Source organism: Flexivirga lutea (assembly GCF_054778955.1).
Map to the genome: position 1 here is coordinate 108,335 of NZ_BAAGZB010000003.1, position 18,054 is coordinate 126,388.

General features: G+C 68.6%; 20 protein-coding genes and 2 tRNA genes. 13 read left to right on the top strand and 9 right to left on the bottom strand.

The genetic code is table 11. The annotated features are described in order from the left end of the window. Window positions 1-189 carry a hypothetical protein gene (locus ACYVBN_RS13185; RefSeq protein ID WP_460600933.1) on the bottom strand — a complete coding sequence of 63 codons (189 nt, stop codon included), beginning with the start codon at window positions 187-189 and terminating at the stop codon, window positions 1-3. A gap of 103 nt (window positions 190-292) precedes the next feature. Between ACYVBN_RS13185 and ACYVBN_RS13190 the strand changes: the two genes are divergently transcribed. Together ACYVBN_RS13190 and ACYVBN_RS13195 are read left to right on the top strand one after the other, a co-directional pair. Beyond that, window positions 293-1,522: a homogentisate 1,2-dioxygenase gene (locus ACYVBN_RS13190; protein WP_460600934.1), complete on the top strand. Its 1,230-nt coding sequence runs from the start codon at window positions 293-295 to the stop codon at window positions 1,520-1,522. A 118-nt stretch (window positions 1,523-1,640) separates the two neighbouring features. After that, window positions 1,641-3,470 (top strand): bifunctional metallophosphatase/5'-nucleotidase, encoded by a 1,830-nt coding sequence (locus ACYVBN_RS13195; protein ID WP_460600935.1) that lies wholly within the window; start codon window positions 1,641-1,643, stop codon window positions 3,468-3,470. Window positions 3,471-3,548: 78 nt separating this feature from the next. On the opposite strand, the gene ACYVBN_RS13200 is transcribed toward ACYVBN_RS13195, so the two are convergent. From ACYVBN_RS13200 to ACYVBN_RS13215, 4 genes are read right to left on the bottom strand one after another with little or no spacing between them, the layout of a single operon-like run. Then, complete coding sequence (locus tag ACYVBN_RS13200) at window positions 3,549-4,127, bottom strand: cysteine hydrolase family protein (protein ID WP_460600936.1); 579 nt, start codon at window positions 4,125-4,127, stop codon at window positions 3,549-3,551. Between the two features lie 43 nt (window positions 4,128-4,170). Then, window positions 4,171-4,674, bottom strand: coding sequence for a GNAT family N-acetyltransferase (locus ACYVBN_RS13205; protein WP_440280672.1), 504 nt, complete (start codon window positions 4,672-4,674; stop codon window positions 4,171-4,173). 45 nt (window positions 4,675-4,719) lie between these two features. Beyond that, window positions 4,720-5,241 (bottom strand): GNAT family N-acetyltransferase, encoded by a 522-nt coding sequence (locus ACYVBN_RS13210; RefSeq protein ID WP_440280673.1) that lies wholly within the window; start codon window positions 5,239-5,241, stop codon window positions 4,720-4,722. Window positions 5,242-5,258: 17 nt separating this feature from the next. Then, the gene (locus ACYVBN_RS13215; protein ID WP_440280674.1) at window positions 5,259-6,563 is read right to left on the bottom strand and encodes a nicotinate phosphoribosyltransferase; all 1,305 of its coding nucleotides are present in this window, start codon (window positions 6,561-6,563) and stop codon (window positions 5,259-5,261) included. A 58-nt stretch (window positions 6,564-6,621) separates the two neighbouring features. On the opposite strand from ACYVBN_RS13215, the gene clpS reads away from it, so the two are divergent. From clpS to ACYVBN_RS13245, 6 genes are all read left to right on the top strand, one after another. After that, window positions 6,622-6,924 carry an ATP-dependent Clp protease adapter ClpS gene (clpS, locus tag ACYVBN_RS13220; RefSeq protein ID WP_440280675.1) on the top strand — a complete coding sequence of 101 codons (303 nt, stop codon included), beginning with the start codon at window positions 6,622-6,624 and terminating at the stop codon, window positions 6,922-6,924. Next, the gene (locus ACYVBN_RS13225; RefSeq protein ID WP_440280676.1) at window positions 6,924-7,502 is read left to right on the top strand and encodes a DUF2017 domain-containing protein; all 579 of its coding nucleotides are present in this window, start codon (window positions 6,924-6,926) and stop codon (window positions 7,500-7,502) included. The genes clpS and ACYVBN_RS13225 overlap by 1 nt, the downstream gene beginning before the upstream one ends. A gap of 67 nt (window positions 7,503-7,569) precedes the next feature. Continuing rightward, window positions 7,570-9,096, top strand: a complete 1,527-nt coding sequence (gltX, locus tag ACYVBN_RS13230; RefSeq protein ID WP_460600937.1) for a glutamate--tRNA ligase — start codon at window positions 7,570-7,572, stop codon at window positions 9,094-9,096. 35 nt (window positions 9,097-9,131) lie between these two features. After that, window positions 9,132-9,893 carry an HAD family hydrolase gene (locus tag ACYVBN_RS13235; RefSeq protein ID WP_460600938.1) on the top strand — a complete coding sequence of 254 codons (762 nt, stop codon included), beginning with the start codon at window positions 9,132-9,134 and terminating at the stop codon, window positions 9,891-9,893. Window positions 9,894-9,953: 60 nt separating this feature from the next. After that, window positions 9,954-10,028, top strand: a tRNA-Gln gene (locus ACYVBN_RS13240). A gap of 61 nt (window positions 10,029-10,089) precedes the next feature. Next, window positions 10,090-10,162, top strand: a tRNA-Glu gene (locus ACYVBN_RS13245). A 129-nt stretch (window positions 10,163-10,291) separates the two neighbouring features. Here the strand turns inward: ACYVBN_RS13245 and ACYVBN_RS13250 are convergent. Continuing rightward, entirely contained in the window at window positions 10,292-11,038 is a 747-nt protein-coding gene (locus tag ACYVBN_RS13250; protein ID WP_440280679.1) for an IclR family transcriptional regulator, read from the bottom strand. Window positions 11,039-11,170: 132 nt separating this feature from the next. Between ACYVBN_RS13250 and leuC the strand changes: the two genes are divergently transcribed. From leuC to ACYVBN_RS13265, 3 genes are all read left to right on the top strand, one after another. Then, on the top strand, window positions 11,171-12,574 hold the full coding sequence (gene leuC / locus ACYVBN_RS13255) for a 3-isopropylmalate dehydratase large subunit (RefSeq protein ID WP_460600939.1): 1,404 nt from the start codon (window positions 11,171-11,173) through the stop codon (window positions 12,572-12,574). Window positions 12,575-12,593: 19 nt separating this feature from the next. After that, window positions 12,594-13,187 (top strand): 3-isopropylmalate dehydratase small subunit, encoded by a 594-nt coding sequence (leuD, locus tag ACYVBN_RS13260; protein WP_440280681.1) that lies wholly within the window; start codon window positions 12,594-12,596, stop codon window positions 13,185-13,187. A 315-nt stretch (window positions 13,188-13,502) separates the two neighbouring features. Next, a complete protein-coding gene (locus ACYVBN_RS13265) occupies window positions 13,503-14,147 on the top strand; it encodes an HU family DNA-binding protein (RefSeq protein WP_460600940.1) in 645 nt (214 codons plus the stop codon). An 86-nt stretch (window positions 14,148-14,233) separates the two neighbouring features. On the opposite strand, the gene ACYVBN_RS13270 is transcribed toward ACYVBN_RS13265, so the two are convergent. Further along, complete coding sequence (locus ACYVBN_RS13270; protein WP_440280683.1) at window positions 14,234-14,446, bottom strand: hypothetical protein; 213 nt, start codon at window positions 14,444-14,446, stop codon at window positions 14,234-14,236. A gap of 10 nt (window positions 14,447-14,456) precedes the next feature. Beyond that, window positions 14,457-15,080: a 2-phospho-L-lactate guanylyltransferase gene (cofC, locus tag ACYVBN_RS13275; protein WP_440280684.1), complete on the bottom strand. Its 624-nt coding sequence runs from the start codon at window positions 15,078-15,080 to the stop codon at window positions 14,457-14,459. A gap of 144 nt (window positions 15,081-15,224) precedes the next feature. Here cofC and ACYVBN_RS13280 point away from each other — a divergent pair, with 144 nt between their 5' ends. Both ACYVBN_RS13280 and ACYVBN_RS13285 read left to right on the top strand, forming a co-directional pair. Further along, on the top strand, window positions 15,225-15,974 hold the full coding sequence (locus ACYVBN_RS13280) for a lysophospholipid acyltransferase family protein (RefSeq protein WP_460600941.1): 750 nt from the start codon (window positions 15,225-15,227) through the stop codon (window positions 15,972-15,974). Continuing rightward, window positions 15,971-16,972: an NAD(P)H-dependent glycerol-3-phosphate dehydrogenase gene (locus tag ACYVBN_RS13285; protein WP_440280686.1), complete on the top strand. Its 1,002-nt coding sequence runs from the start codon at window positions 15,971-15,973 to the stop codon at window positions 16,970-16,972. Before ACYVBN_RS13280 ends, ACYVBN_RS13285 begins: the two co-directional genes overlap by 4 nt. Here ACYVBN_RS13285 and ACYVBN_RS13290 read toward each other — a convergent pair. After that, window positions 16,969-18,033, bottom strand: coding sequence for a trans-sulfuration enzyme family protein (locus ACYVBN_RS13290; RefSeq protein ID WP_460600942.1), 1,065 nt, complete (start codon window positions 18,031-18,033; stop codon window positions 16,969-16,971). The two genes, ACYVBN_RS13285 and ACYVBN_RS13290, sit on opposite strands and share 4 nt — an antisense overlap. Between the last annotated feature and the right edge of the window lie 21 nt (window positions 18,034-18,054).

Here is an 18,054-nt window from a genome sequence, read left to right on the forward strand (position 1 = left end):
TCAGATCAGGTCGAGCGCGGGCAGGCCACGGATGGCAGCACCGATGTCGGCCGCGACATCGGACGCCGGGGTGCCGCGACGCGCGCAGCGGCGGTCGATAGCCTCGGTGAGCGAGAAGTTTCCCGGAGGGAAGACGGCAGCGTCGTCGACCAACTGCGTGAACAGCGTTCGGGTGGGCAGACTGGCCATGGTGCCACCGTAGTCAGCAACCCGGCCGCGCTCGCCACGGGTCACCGGCCGGCAACGGCGCACGAGGCACGAACCGAAGCACGACGGGGAAGAGGGAAGAACAATGGCGTTCTACCGATCGATGGGACAGCTGCCACGTCAGCGGCACACCGCGCTGCGTCGGCCTGACGGCAGCGTCTACTACGAGGAGTTGATGGGGGAGGAGGGCTTCTCCAGCGACTCGTCGCTGCTCTATCACCGGGGTCTGCCGTCGGCGATCTCCGACGCGAAGGCGTGGGACTTCCGCTGGTCGCTCCGGACACAACCGAACCACCCGTTGCTGCCGCGGCATCTGAAGCTGCACGATCTCTTCGACGAGGGCGACACCGGGGTCGATGTCGTGACCGGTCGGCGGCTGGTGCTCGGCAACGGCGACGTGCGCATCTCGTATGTCGTGGCCGATGCGCCGAGTCCCTGGTATCGCAACGGGATCGGCGACGAATGCGTGTATGTCGAGCGGGGCGCGGCGCGGGTGGAGACGGTCTTCGGCGCGTTCGACGTCGCCGAGGGTGACTACCTGATCGTGCCGCGCGCGACGACCCACCGGTGGCTGCCGGTGGCCGCCGGCGACGAAGGTTTCACCGAGCCGCTGCGCGCCTACGCGATCGAGGGCAACTCGCACATCGCGCCGCCGAAGCGGTATCTCTCGCGTTTCGGCCAGTTGCTGGAGCACGCGCCATACTGCGAACGCGACCTGCGCGGCCCGCAAGGTCCGCTGCTCGCCGAGGACATCGGTGCCGAATCCGACACGCCGACAGAGGTGTACGTCAAGCACCGGGGAAACAGCGGGCAGATCGTCGGCACCGTGTACACCTACCCCTACCACCCGCTGGACGTGGTCGGCTGGGACGGCTGTCTCTACCCCTACGCGTTCAACGTCGCCGACTTCATGCCGATCACCGGCAAGGTGCATCAGCCCCCGCCCGTGCACCAGGTCTTCGAGGGCACGGGCTTCGTGGTCTGCAACTTCGTGCCGCGCAAGGTCGACTACCACGAGGCGTCGATCCCGGTGCCCTACTACCACTCCAACGTCGACTCCGACGAGATCATGTTCTACGTCGACGGCGACTACGAGGCGCGCAAGGGCTCCGGCATCGGCAAGGGCTCGATCTCCCTGCATCCCGGCGGTCACGCGCACGGCCCGCAGCCGGGCGCCTACGAGAACTCCATCGGGGTGCACCAGTTCGACGAGTTGGCGGTCATGGTCGACACCTTCCGGCCGATGGAGCTGGGCGAGGCCGGCACCGCCACCGACGACGGCAAGTACGCCTGGAGCTGGGTCGGCGGACGCTGATCCGAACACTCCTCGCAAAGACCTCCGGCGTTTGCCGGCATTTCGCCTTCGAAGGTCGCTAGCGTGGTGCAGTTACCGGGCGTGACCCGCCCGGCGTCCCACCCCTGAAGGAGATCCCATGCACCCCGTCGTCCGACATGCCACGAGCCGCCGCCAACTGCTGGCGATGACGATGATCGGGGGTGCGGGGGTGGTCGGCGCCGCCACGGCGCCCCGGGCCGACGCTGCTCCCGGCGGCAAGGAGTTGCGGCTGACGGTGCTCGGCACCACCGACCTGCACGGGCACGTCTACAACTGGGACTACTTCAAGGACACCGAGTACGACGACGCGAAGCACAACGACGTCGGCGCCGCCAAGTGCGCCACGCTGATCCAGGCCGTGCGCGCCGAGCGCGGCGCGCACACCTGCATCACGCTGGACGCCGGCGACACCATCCAGGGCACTCCGCTGGCGTACTACTACGCCAAGATCGAGCCGATCGGCAAGGGCGTCATACACCCGATGGCGTTGGCGATGAACCAGATCGGGTATGACGCCGCGGCGCTCGGCAACCACGAGTTCAACTACGGCATCGATCTGCTGCGGACCTTCCAGAGCCAGCTGCACCACCCGTTGCTCGGAGCGAACGCGCTGGACTGGCAGACCGGGAAGTCGGTCTTCCCGCCATACACCATGAAGCGCGTGCACGTGCCCGGTCACAAGCCGGTGACCGTCGGCATCGTCGGGCTGGTCACCCCCGGTGTCGCCATCTGGGACAAGGCCAACGTCGAGGGCAGGATCAAGTTCAACGGCATCGTCGAGCAGGCGAAGCTCGTCATACCGGAGGTGAAGCGCCGCGGCGCCGACATCGTCGTGGTGTCGTGCCACTCCGGCGCCGACACGTCGTCGTCCTACGGTGACGCGCTGCCGTTCCCGGAGAACGCCAGCACCCTGCTGGCGCAACAAGTTCCGGGCATCGACGCGATCCTCGTCGGACACGCGCACGTGGAGATCCCGCAGCGGTTCGTCACCAACGAGCAGACCGGCAAGCAGGTGCTGCTGTCGGAGCCGCTGTGCTTCGGCGAGCGCGTCACGGTGATGGATCTCAACCTGCGCAAGAACCGCGGCCAGTGGGAGGTCGCGAGCTCGGCGGCGACCCTGCTCAACTCCAACACCGCACCCGAGGACCCGACCATCGCCAGGATCCTGCGCACCCCGCACGAGAAGGTGCGCACCTACGTCAACAGCGTGATCGGCACCTGCCTGGAGGACATGAGCGGTGCCCGCGCAGTGGTCGAGGACGCCGCCGCGGTTGACCTAATCAATGAGGTGCAGGCCGAAGCGGTGAAGGCGGCGCTCGCGGGCACCGCCGACGCGAACACGCCGGTGCTGTCGATCGCGGCGCCGTTCAGCCGCACCGCGATCATCCCAAAGGGCGACGTGACGGTGCGCGACGTGGCGGGTCTCTACATCTACGACAACACGCTGCTGGGCATCAAGTTCACCGGCACGCAGGTCAAGGCCTACCTGGAGAAGTCCGCGGAGTACTTCAAGCAGGTCTCGGGAAGCGGACCGTTCTCGATCGACGATCTGACGAACGCGGTGACCCCGACCGCGCCGAACGGCACGCCCGACTACAACTACGACGTCATGGGTGGCCTCGACGCGCGGCTCACCTACGACATCGATGTGACGGTCGCGCCCGGCAACCGGATCAAGAACCTGGCGTATGACGGCAAGGCCGTCGGTGATCAGGACACCTTCATCATTGCGATCAACAACTACCGCCAGTCCGGCGGTGGCGGTTTCCCGGACGTGACGACCGCGCCCGTCGTCTACAACGAGCAGCGCGAGATCCGGCAGCTGATCATCGATTGGGTCACCGCCAACAAGGTGATCGATCCGTCGACGTTCCACACGATCGACTGGCAGCTCGTCTCGGGCGGCACCCCGATCACGGTCTCCTGACCACCGGCGTGCCACCGAGAGGTCGATGGATGTCGTGAGAACGTGCCTTCACGACATCCGTCGACCTCTCGTCGCGGCTCAGGCCCCCGGCGGCTCGACGATTTCGACGCCGGCTGCGCGGAGTTCGGTCACGGCCCGCGCGGTCGACTCGGGAGCGACGCCCGCGGTCAACTCCACCAGGACGCGCGTGCGGAAGCCGGACTTCGCGCCGTCCAGGGCGGTCGCGCGGACGCAGTGATCCGTGGCGATGCCGACGACGTCGATGTCGGTGATTTCGTGCTCGCGCAACCAGTCAGCCAGGTCGGACCCGTCCTCGGTCGCGCCCTCGAAACCGCTGTATGCCGCCTCGTACTGTCCCTTGCGGAAGACGGCTGACGCCTGCGCGAGGACGGTCTGCACCTCGACCCGGAAGTCCGCCCCGGGTGTGCCGACCTCGCAGTGCACCGGCCAGCTGTCGACGAAGTCGGGCGTCTGCGACCAGTGGGTGCCCGGATCGATGTGCCAATCGGCGGTCGCCACGATGTGCTCGTAGTCCGAGCCGTGGCCGTCGATATACGCGGCGATGCGTTCGGCGACGCCGATGCCGCCGTCGACGGCGAGGGAGCCCCCTTCGCAGAAGTCGTTCTGGACATCGACCATCACCAGCGCGCGTGCCATCTGTGCAGCCTACGACCGCGCCGCAAGCCGGCCGGACACGACGTCAGTTGCGGTGGAGGCCCATCACCTGGTGCTCGGCGTCCAGCTGCCCGAGGGTCCGCCAGCCGCGTGCGCGGTAGAGGCGGACGGCCGGGTCGTCCCCGTCACTGGTCGTGCCGAGCAGGGCGCGGCCGGTGACCCCCTCGAGCAGCGCGTCGTGCAGCCGGCCACCCAGACCCCGCCGGCGCGCGGCCGGGTCCACCGCGAGTTCGACGAACTCGAAGTGCCCGCCGATCCAGTCCCGGTCCACGTCCGGCAGCGCATTGGCGACCAGGTCCGGCCAGAACTGACCCCGGTCGCCGCGATAGCCCCACGCGAAACCAAGCAGTCGGTCGGCCTCGACCGCGACCGCGAGCCGGTAACCGTCGCGTGCCCGGTGTCGGTCGTACATCTGCTCGCGCCACTCCGCCTCGTCCGAGACATCGCCGAACACTGCGTCGTACAAGGCGAACACGCGTGCGGCATACGGCTCGGCGGCGGCGCTGCCAAGGGTCTCGATGCGGGTCATGCGTAGTCCGTGGCCGGGCAGTCGATCTGCGCGCCTGCTGCTCGATCAGCGAGCGTGCCGGGGCAGCGGGAGGTAGGCGCCCATGACCTGGCGGTTGTCCTGCAGATGGCCCAGTGTGCTCCAGCCGCGCGACTTGTAGAGCCGCAGCGCCGGGTCGTCCACCGCAAGAGTGGTGCCGAGCAGCGCACGGCCGGTCAGGCCGTCGAGGAGAGCATCGTGCAACCCGACGCCGATGCCCTGCCGGCGGGCTCCGGGATCGACAGCGAGCTCGACGAGTTCGAAGTGATCGCGCACCCATTCGGCCGGCAGCTCGGGCAGCGTGCGCGCCACCAGGTCTGGCCAATGCTGTCCCCGCTCACCGCGGTAACCCCAGGCGAAACCCAGCACCTCGTCACCGTCCAGGGCGAGCACCAGCCGGTAGCCGTCGCGCACCCGGTCACGATCGAACAGCTGCGCGCGCCATACGGCCTTGTCGGGGAACCGGCCGAAAACCGTGTCGTACAAAGCAAATATGCGATCGGCGAAGGGCTCAGCGGCTTCGCCGTCGAACAGCTCGATGCTGGTCATGACTTCCTCTCGTCTCGTCACCGCTGGTAGATGGTCGGTATGACGGGCTCTCCCCGTGACATCTGCCGGGCGGTCGGCGGTAGCTCTCCCCGAGAAGTGCTGTGGTGCCGGCGGGCATCATCGAGGGTGCGCGTGTGGACCCGCTCGCCGCGCTCGATCAGGGGGACCAGCAACGCACGGTCGTCGCCGTCGTCAGTGGGGGGTGTGCCGATGCCGATGACCTCGGCCTCCGCGACGCCCTGCGGGTCGCGGCGGCGCAAGGCGAACTTGCGACCACCGATGGACGTCTTGTCCTTGCTCTTCTTGGCGACGCCTTCGAGCTCGCCGGCGGAGTTCTCCCGCGCGACCAGCTTGTAGACCAGCCCTGCCGTGGGAGCGTCGGATCCGGTCACCAGCTGCGTTCCGACGCCATAACCGTCGACCGGACCGGCCTGCAGTGCCGCGATGGCGAACTCGTCCAGGTCCGAGGTCACCACGATCTTCGTCCCCGTCGCACCGAGCGTGTCCAGTTGCTCCCGCACCTCCCGCGCCTGCTGCAGCAGGTCACCGGAGTCGAGCCGCACACCGCCGAGCTCGGTGCCGGCGATCTGGACTGCGAGCTCGACCGCATGCGACACGTCGTAGGTGTCGACCAGCAACGTCGTGCCTGGACCGAACGTGTCGACCTGCGACTGGAACGCCGCCCGCTCGTCGTCGTGCAGCAGTGTGAAGGCGTGCGCCGCCGTGCCGGTCGTCGGCACTCCGTAGCGACGGCCGGCCTCGAGGTTGGAGGTGGTCGTGAAGCCCGCGATGTATGCCGCCCGGGCCGCCGCCACCGCCGACTCCTCGTGGGTCCGCCGTGAGCCCATCTCGATGCACGGGCGGTCCTCCGCAGCGGCCGTCATCCGGCTGGCGGCCGACGCGATCGCGGTGTCGTGGTTGAGGATCGACAGGACGAGGGTCTCCAACACAACTGCCTCGGCGAAGCTCGCCTCGACGATCAGCATCGGCGAACCGGGGAAGTAGACCTCGCCCTCGGCATAGCCCCACACGTCGCCGCGGAACTCGTAGGACGCCAGCCAGTCCAGTGTCGGCTCGTCGACGACGTGCCGATCGCGAAGGAACTTCAGCTCCGCATCCCCGAAGCGGAAGTCGTGCAGCGCGTCGAGCAACCGGCCGGTGCCGGCGACCACGCCATACCGTCTGCCGTCGGGGAGGCGACGACCGAAAGCCTCGAAGACGGTGCGACGTCCGGCGGTTCCGTCCCGCAGTGCCGCGCTCAGCATCGTCAGCTCGTAATGGTCGGTCAGCAGCGCGGTGGACGCGCCCACAGGTGTGGTCACGTGCGTCACTGTAGGCCAGGCTCGCCCCCGGTGGCGGCTCTTGCCTATCGTTGAGGGCGTGTCTGTTGCGCCCCCGGAGCATGCCTCGCCCGACGTCGACGTCGACGCCGATGCGGTCGAGCAGACCGACCGACCCTGGGTGACCCTGGTCTGGAACGACCCGGTCAACCTGATGTCCTACGTCTCCTGGGTCTTCCAGACCTACTTCGGCTACTCGCAGGCCAAGGCCGAGAAGCTGATGATGACGGTGCACCGTGAGGGCAAGGCGGTCGTCTCCGCGGGTCCGCGCGAACGGATGGAGACCGACACCGAGGCGATGCAGGGCTATGGCCTGTGGGCGACCTTCGAGAAGGACTCCTGATGGCAACCGCCTTCAAACGCAAGGGTTCTCGTGTCACCGCACGACTGGATGCCAACGAGCGGGCCATCGTTCGTGAACTGCTCGACCAGACGCGGCAGTTGCTCACCCCGAGCGGTGGGTTGTCCGGGGACCCGGTCGAGGACCTCTTCGCCGGCCTCGGTGGTGCACCGGACCCGGAGGAACTCGCGCACCGTGACCCGGCGCTGGCCCGCCTGCTGCCGGACGGTCACCGCGGCGACAAGGAGGTCGCGGCGGAGTTCCGGGCGCTGACCGAGCACAGCCTGCGCCAGCGCAAGGTGGCCAACCTCAGCACCGCGATCGAGGCGCTGGACCAACCGGCGAGCCGGGACAAACTGGAACTCGACCTCGGTCAGGCGCAGGCGTTGCTGGTGGGCCTGGCCGACGTACGCCTGGCGCTCGGGGAGCGGCTGCGGCTGCGCACCGACGAGGACAGCGAGCGCCTGCAGCAGGAGCTCGCCTCGGCCGACGACGCATCCGAGGACCCGCGCCTGGTCATCGGCCTCTACTACGACTTCCTCACCTGGATGCAGGAGTCACTGGCGGGCGCGTTGCTGTAGGACGCCGCCGTGCCGCAGTTCCCCTCCTGTGCTCGTGCACGGCAACGTTCAATACGATCGGAGCATCATGAGCGAAACCTCCGATTCCATCAAGAAGCCCCGTCTGCGCGTCGCGCCGTCGCCGACCGGTGATCCGCACGTCGGCACGGCATACGTCTCGATCTTCGATCTCGCCTTCGCGCGACAGCAGGGCGGCAGCTTCATCCTGCGCATCGAGGACACCGACCGGGCGCGCTTCCAGGAGGACAGCGAGCAGCAGCTCTACGACACGTTGCACTGGCTCGGCCTCGGCTGGGACGAGGGTCCCGACAAGGGCGGCCCCTTCGCGCCGTACAAGCAGTCCGAACGCTTGGGCACCTACCGGCCGTATGTCGAGCAACTCATCGCCGACGGGCACGCCTACTACTGCTGGTGCTCCAGCGAACGGCTGCAGGAGATGCGCGAGGTCCAGCAGAAGACCAAGCAGCCCACCGGCTACGACCGCACCTGCCTGGGCAAGACGAAGGAGGAGCGTGCCTTGCTGCCGGGCTTCCACGAGACGCCCGTCGTGCGGATGCTCATCCCGGACGACGCACCCCTGCAGTTCGACGACCTGATCATGGGTCCGACCAAGGCGCCGCGCCCGGACGACCAGGTCATCCTCAAGGCCGACGGTTTCCCGACCTACCACCTCGCCGTGGTCGTGGACGACCACCTGATGGAGATCACCCACGTGGTGCGGGGGCAGGAGTGGATCTCCTCCACACCCAAGCACCTGCTGCTCTACAAGTGGCTGGGCTGGGAGACGCCGCAGTTCGCCCACATCCCGCTGCTGCGCGACGAGAAGAAGGCCAAGATCTCCAAACGCAAGAGCCCGTGGGCCAAGCTCACGTGGTTCCAGGAGCAGGGTTACCTCCCCGAGGCGCTGGTCAATTTCCTTGCGCTACAAGGGCATCCGCCGATCATCGAGCAGGACGGTGCCGAACGCGAGACGTTCAGCTTCGAGGAGTTCAGCAAGCACTTCGCATGGCACAAGATCAACCCGGCCGGTGCGGTCTTCAACCTCGACAAGCTCAACTGGCTCAATGGGCACTACCTGCGCCAGCTGTCCGAGCAGGATCTCGCCCAGCGGCTGCTGCCCTTCCTGCAGCGAGACGGCGCGCTGCCGCAGCCCGCATCGCTGCCCGAGCTGGGCAGGCTGAACGAGATCGTGCCGCTCATCCAGACCCGCATCAACCTGCTCTCCGAGGCCGCGCCCCTGGTGGCGCCCTTCTACGTCGCCGACGACGAGTTGGAGATCGCCGAGGACGCCCGCAAGCAGCTCAAGGACAGCGCCCCGGAGGTACTCGACGCGGCGCTCGCGGCGTTGGAGCCGATCAGCGGTGCGATCGGCAACCCGGACGGCAGCGGCCGCGAGTGGACCGCCCAACGGCTGGAGGAGGCCCTGCGCACGGCGATCGTCGACGGGTTGGGCATCAAGCCGCGTCTGGCGTTCGGGCCGGTGCGCACCGCCGTCTCCGGGCAGCGCATCTCGCCCCCGCTGTTCGAGTCCATGGAGATCCTGGGCAAGGAGTCGACACTGCGCCGCCTGAAGGCGTTGCGCGCGACGCTCTGACCGGGCATGCCGCACGGACGAAGGGGCGTTCGCCGATGGCTGTGACCCGATTGCCGGTCACCGCGGTGCTGCTCGACATCGACGACACGCTCGTCGACACGACCGCCGCGATGATCGGGGCGGGCGCCGTGGCCATGGCCAACGTGTGGCCCCAGCAGACCCCGGAGTGGCACCAGCGTGCCGCCATACGCTTCCGCAGCGACCCGGGTGGGTTCTTCCGCCGCTACACCGCGGGGGAGCTGGACTTCATGACGATGCGCGCGCACCGGCTCGCCGAGGTGGGTGCAGCGCATGGGCTGCCCGTGCCGGCCGACGCCATCGAGGCGTTCGAGGCTGCGTTCCGGCCTGCATTCGTGGCGCGGCAGCGCCGGTATGACGACGTGCTGCCGTTCCTGCAGGCATGCGATGACGCCGGCATCGCCGTGAGCGCGCTGACCAACTCCTCGGAGGCCGCGACGTTGCCGAAACTGGAGGTGACCGGCCTGCGAGAGCGGCTCGACGGGGTGGTCAGCCGCGACACCCTCGGCTTCGGCAAGCCGGACCCGCGGGTGTTCCGCTTCGCGTGCGAACGCCTGGGCAGCTGCCCCTCGCAGACGGCATACGTCGGCGACGAATGGGACGCGGACGTCATCGGCGCGCGCGGGGCGCAGCTGCGCCCGGTCTGGCTCCGCAGGGACGGCCGGACCGGGACGGGCGACGCCGGTGATGTGCCGTTGATCACGTCGCTGGACCAGTTGCGCCCGGGCGCAGGCGTCTTGGAGGTGCTCGATTTGGGCGCGGCGCCCCTGACCGGGTAAGGTCTCACCTCGGTTCACCTCGTCGGACGGCGTTCCGCCGCTGGCGAAGTGATACCCCCTTGGGGTATGGTGTAATTGGCAGCACGACTGATTCTGGTTCAGTTAGTCTAGGTTCGAGTCCTGGTACCCCAGCCAATCGGCGAAGTTTGCCGATTCGGTGGAATCACACTGGTGACGGTATGGTTCTTCCAGTCACGGCCCCATCGTATAGCGGCCTAGTACGTCGCCCTCTCACGGCGGTAACGCGGGTTCGAATCCCGCTGGGGTCACGTTGAGGGAAAGCGCCCGAGTCCGACAGGACTCGGGCGCTTTCGTTGTGGTGCGAGCGCGTCCCGGTCGCCGGCGCCCTGGTGGAGCGAGGGGGATCCGCGGGTAGCGCCGGCTGAGGCGTGGCGGGCTCAGGCGGACTCGCCACGGCGCGCGGTGGCCGCGTGTGCCCTGGCGAGGACCTCGGTCAGCTTGTTGGCCCCGGCGACGACCGTGCCCGCATGCAGCCGGCCCGGCTGACGCGAGACGCGCTCGATCGGTCCGGAGATCGACACCGCCGCGATGACGCGTCCGGAGGGACCGCGGACCGGAGCGGACACCGACGCGACGCCCTGTTCGCGTTCGCTGACGCTCTGCGCCCACCCGCGCCGGCGGACGGCCGACAGCATCGTGGCGGTGAACTTCGCCCCGTGCAGGCCACGGTGCAGCCGATCCGGCTCCTCCCACGCGAGCAGGATCTGCGCAGCGGATCCGGCCTGCATGGTCAGCGTCGCGCCCACCGGGATCGAGTCGCGCAGACCCATGGGACGGTCGGCCGCGGCCACGCAGATGCGCTGATCGCCCTGGCGGCGATAGAGCTGGGCGCTCTCGCCGCAGTGATCGCGCAGGGCGCCCAGCACCGGGCCGGCGGCCGCCAGCAGGCGGTCCTCGCCGGCTGCGGAAGCGAGCTCGGCCAGTCGCGGACCGAGGATGAAGCGCCCCTGCATGTCTCGTGCGACGAGCCGGTGGTGCTCGAGCGCGACGGCCAGTCGATGGGCCGTCGGACGGGCGAGTCCGGTGTGTGCCACCAGTTGGGCGAGCGTCGACGGGCCGGCTTCGAGAGCGGAGAGCACGACGGCGGCCTTGTCCAGAACGCCGACACCGCTAGAGTTGTCCATGCACTGATACTGACGTCTCATTCCGCGAGACGCAAGTTCTTGGCCCGAGTTTCGCGGTCAGGCTCGGTCCGTACCAGGCATCCCGAGGCGAGTCCACGCCCTCGGGTCAGGCTCGATGAAGGAGGGACCGACGTGGGAAGCACGTTGGCAGAGAAGGTTTGGAAGCAGCACGTCGTGCGCCAGGCGGACGGCGAGCCGGATCTGCTCTACATCGACCTCCACCTCATCCACGAGGTCACCAGTCCGCAGGCCTTCGACGGCCTGCGGATGGCGGACCGGCCGGTGCGCCGGCCCGACCTCACCGTCGCGACCGAGGACCACAACGTCCCCACGACGCCGGGGCCGATCTCGGACCCGGTGAGCCGCACGCAGGTGGAGACGCTGCGGACCAACTGCAAGGAGTTCGGTGTCCGGCTCTTCCCGATGGGAGATGCCGAGCAGGGCATCGTGCACATCATCGGACCGCAGTTGGGCCTCACCCAGCCGGGGATGACCATCGTCTGCGGTGACAGCCACACCTCCACACACGGTGCCTTCGGGGCGCTGTCCTTCGGGATCGGCACCAGCGAGGTCGAGCATGTGCTCGCGACCCAGACGCTGCCGCTGAACCCGTTCAAGACCATGGCGATCAACATCGACGGCGCGCTGCCCGACGGCGTCACCTCCAAGGACATCATCCTGGCAGTGATCGCCAAGATCGGCACCGGCGGCGGACAGGGTTACGTGCTCGAGTACCGCGGATCTGCCGTGCGCGAGATGTCGATGGAAGCGCGCATGACCATGTGCAACATGTCCATCGAGGCCGGCGCGCGTGCCGGCATGGTCGCACCCGACGAGACCACCTTCGCCTACCTGGCGGGTCGCGAGCACGCACCGACCGGTGCCGACTGGGACGCCGCGGTCGAGGCCTGGTCGCAGCTGGGCAGCGACGAGGACGCGGTCTTCGACGCCGAGGTCGACATCGATGCCAGCGCCCTGACTCCCTTCGTCACCTGGGGGACCAACCCCGGTCAAGGGCTGCCGTTGTCGGCGGAGGTGCCGGACCCCGAGAGCTTCTCCGGTGAGAACGAGAAGGCGGCCGCGCAGCGAGCGATCGAGTACATGGGCCTGACGCCTGGTATGCCGCTGCGCGAGATCGCAGTCGACACAGTGTTTCTCGGCTCGTGCACCAACGGCCGCATCGAGGACCTGCGCGCTGCTGCCGAGGTCATCAAGGGACGCCGGGTCGCCGACGGGGTGCGGATGCTCGTCGTGCCTGGCTCGGCGAAGGTGCGCCTCCAGGCGGAGGGCGAGGGGCTGGACAAGGTGTTCTCCGATGCCGGAGCCGAGTGGCGACTGGCCGGCTGCTCGATGTGTCTGGGCATGAACCCGGATCAGCTGGCGGCCGGCGAGCGCAGCGCATCGACCTCCAACCGCAACTTCGAAGGACGTCAGGGCAAGGGCGGTCGGACCCACCTGGTCAGCCCGCTCGTCGCTGCGGCGACCGCGGTGCGTGGCACCTTGTCGAGCCCTGCCGATCTGACCAGCATCCACTGAGCCGACGAGGAGAAGCGTCATGGACAAGTTCACCCAGCACACCGGCGTCGGAGTTCCGTTGCGGCGCAGCAACGTCGACACCGACCAGATCATCCCCGCCGTCTACCTGAAGCGGGTGACCCGCACGGGATTCGAGGACGGCCTGTTCGCCGCATGGCGTGGTGACGAGACCTTCGTGCTCAACAATCCGCACTTCGCGGACGGATCGGTGTTGGTCGCCGGGCCCGACTTCGGCACCGGCTCCTCGCGTGAGCACGCAGTCTGGGCCTTGATGGACTACGGGTTCCGGGTGGTCTTGTCGTCCCGGTTCGCCGACATCTTCCGCGGCAACGCCGGCAAGGCAGGTCTGTTGGCGGCGCAGTTGCGTCAGGAGGACATCGAATTGCTCTGGAAGCTCTTAGAGAACGAGCCGGGGACCCAGGTGACGGTCGATCTCGAGCAGCGCACGGTCACTGCCGGCGAGCACGTCTTCGGATTCGACGTCGACGACTACATCCGTTGGAGGCTGCTCGAAGGCCTCGACGACATCAGCCTGACGCTGCGACACGCGGATCAGATCACAAATTTCGAAACGGCCCGGCCCGGCTGGAAACCATCGGTGCAGCCGGCCTGATCGGCTTTTCGTCATACCACTTCGCGCGGGTGGCCCGCTACGGGCCCCCGCGCGAATTTCGTTGCCTGGCAAGGTATTCGAAACTTGTAGTGCTGCGTCATGGCCCTGATGACGGCAGCCGGACCGCCGTCGGATCGCCGTTGAAGCAGTGTCGTCAGACCGCCCAAAGCTGTTGTGCCTGAGGCAAATAGCGCGGCGTTGCAGGTTGCCGACTTGACGTGGTGGGCATACCGTCTGTCTCAATCGAGCGTCAGCTTGAGGAACTGAAATTGGACGCCCGGTCCAACGCCGGCACCATCGAAGGGGATACGACCCATGAACAAGGCAGAGCTCATCCAGAGCCTGGAAACCCGTCTCGGCAGTAAAAAGGCAGCCAGTGACGCTCTGGAGGCTGTGGTGGATGCCATCATCCGCGAGGTCGCCAAGGGCAACAAGGTCGGCATCACCGGCTTCGGCACCTTCGAGAAGATCTCCCGCGCCGCACGGACCGGCCGCAACCCGCGCACCGGGACGACGGTGCGCATCAAGAAGACCTCAGTGCCGAAGTTCAAGCCGGGCACCGCGTTCAAGGCCGTCGTCGCCAACCCGCGTTCCCTGCCCAAGACCGGCAACGCCGGTGGCCGGGCCTCGAGCGCCGCCGCTGCCGCTGCTCCGGCGAAGGCGGCAGCCAAGAAGACCACCGCCAAGAAGGCCACCACGGCGAAGAAGGCCGCCACGACCAAGACCGCGGCAGCCACGAAGACCACTGCCAAGAAGGCGGCGACCACCAAGACCGCCGCCGCAGCCAAGAAGACCACCGCCAAGAAGGCGACTCCGGCCAAGGCCACGGCGAAGAAGACCACCGCCAAGAAGGCGACTCCGGCCAAGGCCACGGCGAAGAAGACCACCGCCAAGAAGGCCACCACCGCGAAGAAGACGACCGCCAAGAAGAGCACCGCCAAGCGTTCCGCCCGTCGCTGAACCGATCCGCGGACCCAGCACACGACCGACGGCCCCTCGTGATGCACGAGGGGCCGTCGGTATGTCGTGCAGCGGTGCCGCGGCCTTCAGCGGATGCGCTGACCCGGGCCGATGCCTTCGATCCAGAGCCGGCTGACGCCGTCGCCACCGACCTCGATGCTGACGCGTTGTCCGGTCCGCAGGTGCCGCAACCCGGACTTGGCGAAGGTCCCGTGATCGACGGTGAGCAGTCGCCCGTTGTCGGTCAGCACGGTGCCGGAGCCGTCGTCCTCGTCGAAGGTGTGGATCGTCGCCTGCATGCCGGCCAGCCTACGGCAGCAGCCGTCGGCTCCACGGCCCCAGACCGAGTCGCCGTGCGGCCTCGAGCGATGCGTCGTCGTCCACGTCGGTGCGCAACCTGGGCAGATCCAGCTGGAGTGTGGTCGAGGAGCGGGCATGGCGTGCCGCCGAACCCGTGCCGAACCGGGGCGACAGGCGTGCGCCGTCGTGGTGGGTCAGCAGCACGGTGCCGGTCTCCTCGTGGTCCGGCACGATCGCGGCTTCGGCCGCAGCACAGGCGGCCAGGCCGTCGGCGAGTTCGCCGGCGGTGAGCGCGGGCAGATCACCCAGCAGCACCGCCGTGGGGGCGTGCGGTGCTCGTGCGGTGACCGCGGCGATCCCCGCGGCGACCGCGGCGTTCAGCCCACGGCCCGGGTCGTCCACGATCACCGCGCCCGGGCCGCGCATCTGCAGACGGACCTCCGGGTCAGCGGTCACCACGTGCAGCCGGGTCGCGGGCACCACATCCAGGACGGCGTCCAGCGTGTCCAGCGCGATGGCCAGCGCGAGGTCGCGGCGGTGCACACCGGCCGGCGGCCGTAGCCGGGACTTGCCCTGCGCACTGTGTTTCACCGGAACGATGACATGCCAGGTCGAGGTGACTACGGACTCCACGGGATGATGTTCTCAGACCGCGCACCACGCGTGTCGCGGCGGTTCGCTTCCGCCGCGAGCGCCGGGTGGGATTAGATACCAAGGACCGAAGGTAGTGTCGCGTGCACTATTGGGAAGGAGCCCGCACTCGTGTCGCGTCCCCCGATGACCGAGAACATCGAACCGATGTACTCCAAGGTGATCACGACGCTCTATCCGGTGTTGCAGCGAATCACCCTGCGCGACTGGACCGGTATGGAGCACATCCCCCGGGAGGGCGGATTCGTCGCTGCCGCCAATCACATCTCGAACATGGACCACTTCCCGCTGGCGCACTTCCTGGTGTCCGCCGGCCGAGCGCCGCACTACCTGGCCAAGTCCTCACTGTTCAAGCCGCCGGGCGTGCGGCAGATCCTCCACGGCACCGGTCAGATCCCCGTCTATCGCGGCACCTCCCACGCCACGTCCGCACTCTCGGCCGCCACCGCCGCACTCGAAAGGGGCGCCTGCGTGTGCGTCTACCCCGAGGGCACGATCACGCGTGAGCCGGACTTCTGGCCGATGGTCGGCAAGTCCGGCGCTGCCCGGCTCGCGCTGGAGAGCGGTGTGCCGCTGATCCCGATGGCCATCTGGGGCACCCGCGAGATGATGTGGCCCTACCGGGACAAACTGCCGAAGTTGTTGCCGCGCAAGCTGATCCATGTCACTGCCGGTCCGGCGATCGACCTCGACGATCTATGCGACGGGCCCATCGACGGGCCGAAGCTGCGGATCGCGTCGGTGCGCCTGATGGACGAGATCACCCGGCTGCTGGAAGGCATTCGGCACGAAACGGCACCGGAGACGCGTTTCGACCCGCGCACCCAACGCCCTGCACGCGGCGGATCCGGCTCCCGGAAGAAGGACGACCGATGACCCGCGTCGCGGTGCTCGGGGGCGGCAACTGGGGCACGGCATACGCGGCGATCATGGCCGACGCCGGCTGCACCGTCCGGCTGTGGGCCCGTCGCCAGGAGGTCGTCGACGAGATCAACTCCACACACGTCAACTCCGGCTACCTGGCCGATCGGGTGCTGCCGGAGACCATCACGGCCACCAACTCGTGTGCGGAGGCCCTGGAGGACGCGGAGATCGTGGTCGTGGCCGTGCCGTCGCAGAGCCTGCGCGCCAATCTCGCCGACTGGCGGCAGCTGCTGCCCGCGGACGCACCGGTCGTGTCCCTGATGAAGGGGATCGAGCTGGGCACCGGTGAGCGGATGAGCCAGGTGATCGCCGAAGCGGGCGGTGTCGACCCGGACCGGATCGTCGTCGTGTCCGGTCCCAACCTGGCGCCCGAGATCGCGGCGCGGCAGCCGGCGGCCGCCGTCGTCGCCGCAGTCAGCCCCCGCATGCGCGCCAAGGTCGCCGAGGCGAGTGCGACGGCATACTTCCGGCCCTACCTGGGCACCGACGTCGTCGGCACCGAGATCGCCGGCGCCACCAAGAACGTCATCGCGCTCGCGGTCGGCATGGCCGCCGGCATGGGGATGGGCGACAACACCATGGCCAGTCTGCTGACCCGCGGGCTCGCCGAAACCGCACGATTGGGAACGGCATTGGGTGCCGACCCTCAGACCTTCCTCGGGCTCGCCGGGGTCGGTGACCTGGTGGCCACCTGTGCTTCCCCGTTGTCACGCAACCGCACCGTCGGCTACCGGCTCGGTCAGGGGATGTCGTTGCAGGAAGTCATCGACAGCACCAGGCAGACCGCCGAGGGCGTCAAGTCCTGTGAGTCGATCCTGCAGCTGGCGCAGAGCGTCGACGTGGACGTACCGATCGTCGAGAACGTCGCGGCGGTCGTGCACGAGGGACGCGACCCGCAGGACGTGGTCGGCGCGTTGATGTCTCGCGCACGCAAGCACGAGGGAAGCTAGGCGCGCAGCGCACCGTCGAGGTCGCGCCACAGGTCCTCCACGTCCTCGATGCCGACCGACAGTCGGACGAGCTCCTCCGGGACGCTGACCGGCTCCGCCGGATGCCGCCGGCGACGCTCCAGCATCGACTCCACACCGCCGAGGCTGGTGGCCGGCAGCCAGAGCCGCACCGACTCCTCCACGTGCTCCGCTGCCGCGCGGCCACCGGTGAGCTCGATGCAGACGATCGCCCCGAAACCCGGATAGCGCACCCGTGCGACGCCCGGGTGACCGGAGAGCCGGTCCGCCAGCTCAGCGGCGTTGGCGCAGGCGCGCTCCAGGCGCAGGTGCAGTGTCCGCATGCCACGCAGGGCCAGCCACGCCTCGTGCGGGCCCGGTATGGCGCCGTGCAGCGTGCGGTGGGTGTGCAGGCGCGTGTGCAGCGGCTCGTCGCCCGTGACCAGAGCACCGAGCACGACGTCGGAGTGGCCCGCCAAGAACTTCGTCACCGAGTGCAGCACCACATCCGCCCCGTCCTGCAACGGACGCGCCAGCAGGGGAGTGTTGAAGGTGTTGTCCACCACCGACAGCACCCCGCGTGCCCGGGCGGCAGCCACCAATGTCGGCAGGTCGGAAACCTCCAGCATCGGGTTGGTCGGCGACTCCAGCCAGACCACATCGGCGCCGTCCAGCGCGGCGATCACCGCCTCGGTGTCGGTCGGGTCCACCCGGCGAGCCACCAGCCGACCGGCCGCTGCCAGTTCGTCGACGAGGGAGGTGGTGCCGTTGTAGACGTGGCGGGGCAGCACCACCGTGCCGCCCTGCGGGGGCAGTTCCAGGCATGCGGCGACGGCCGCCATACCGCTGCCGAACGCGAGGGCGCGACCGCCCTCGAGGTCGCCGAGGACCTGCTCCAGCGACTCCCAGGTGCGGTTGGTGTAGCGACCGTAGGTCGGGCCGTCGCCGGCGACATACGTCGAACTCAGCTCGATGCCAGGGCCGGCCGGCGCGCCGGCCTCACGAACCGGCCGGCCGAGTCCGACCAGACGAGTAGCGGGTGCGTAACTGGCGTCATGGGGCATGAGCTCACCTTGGCACGCCAC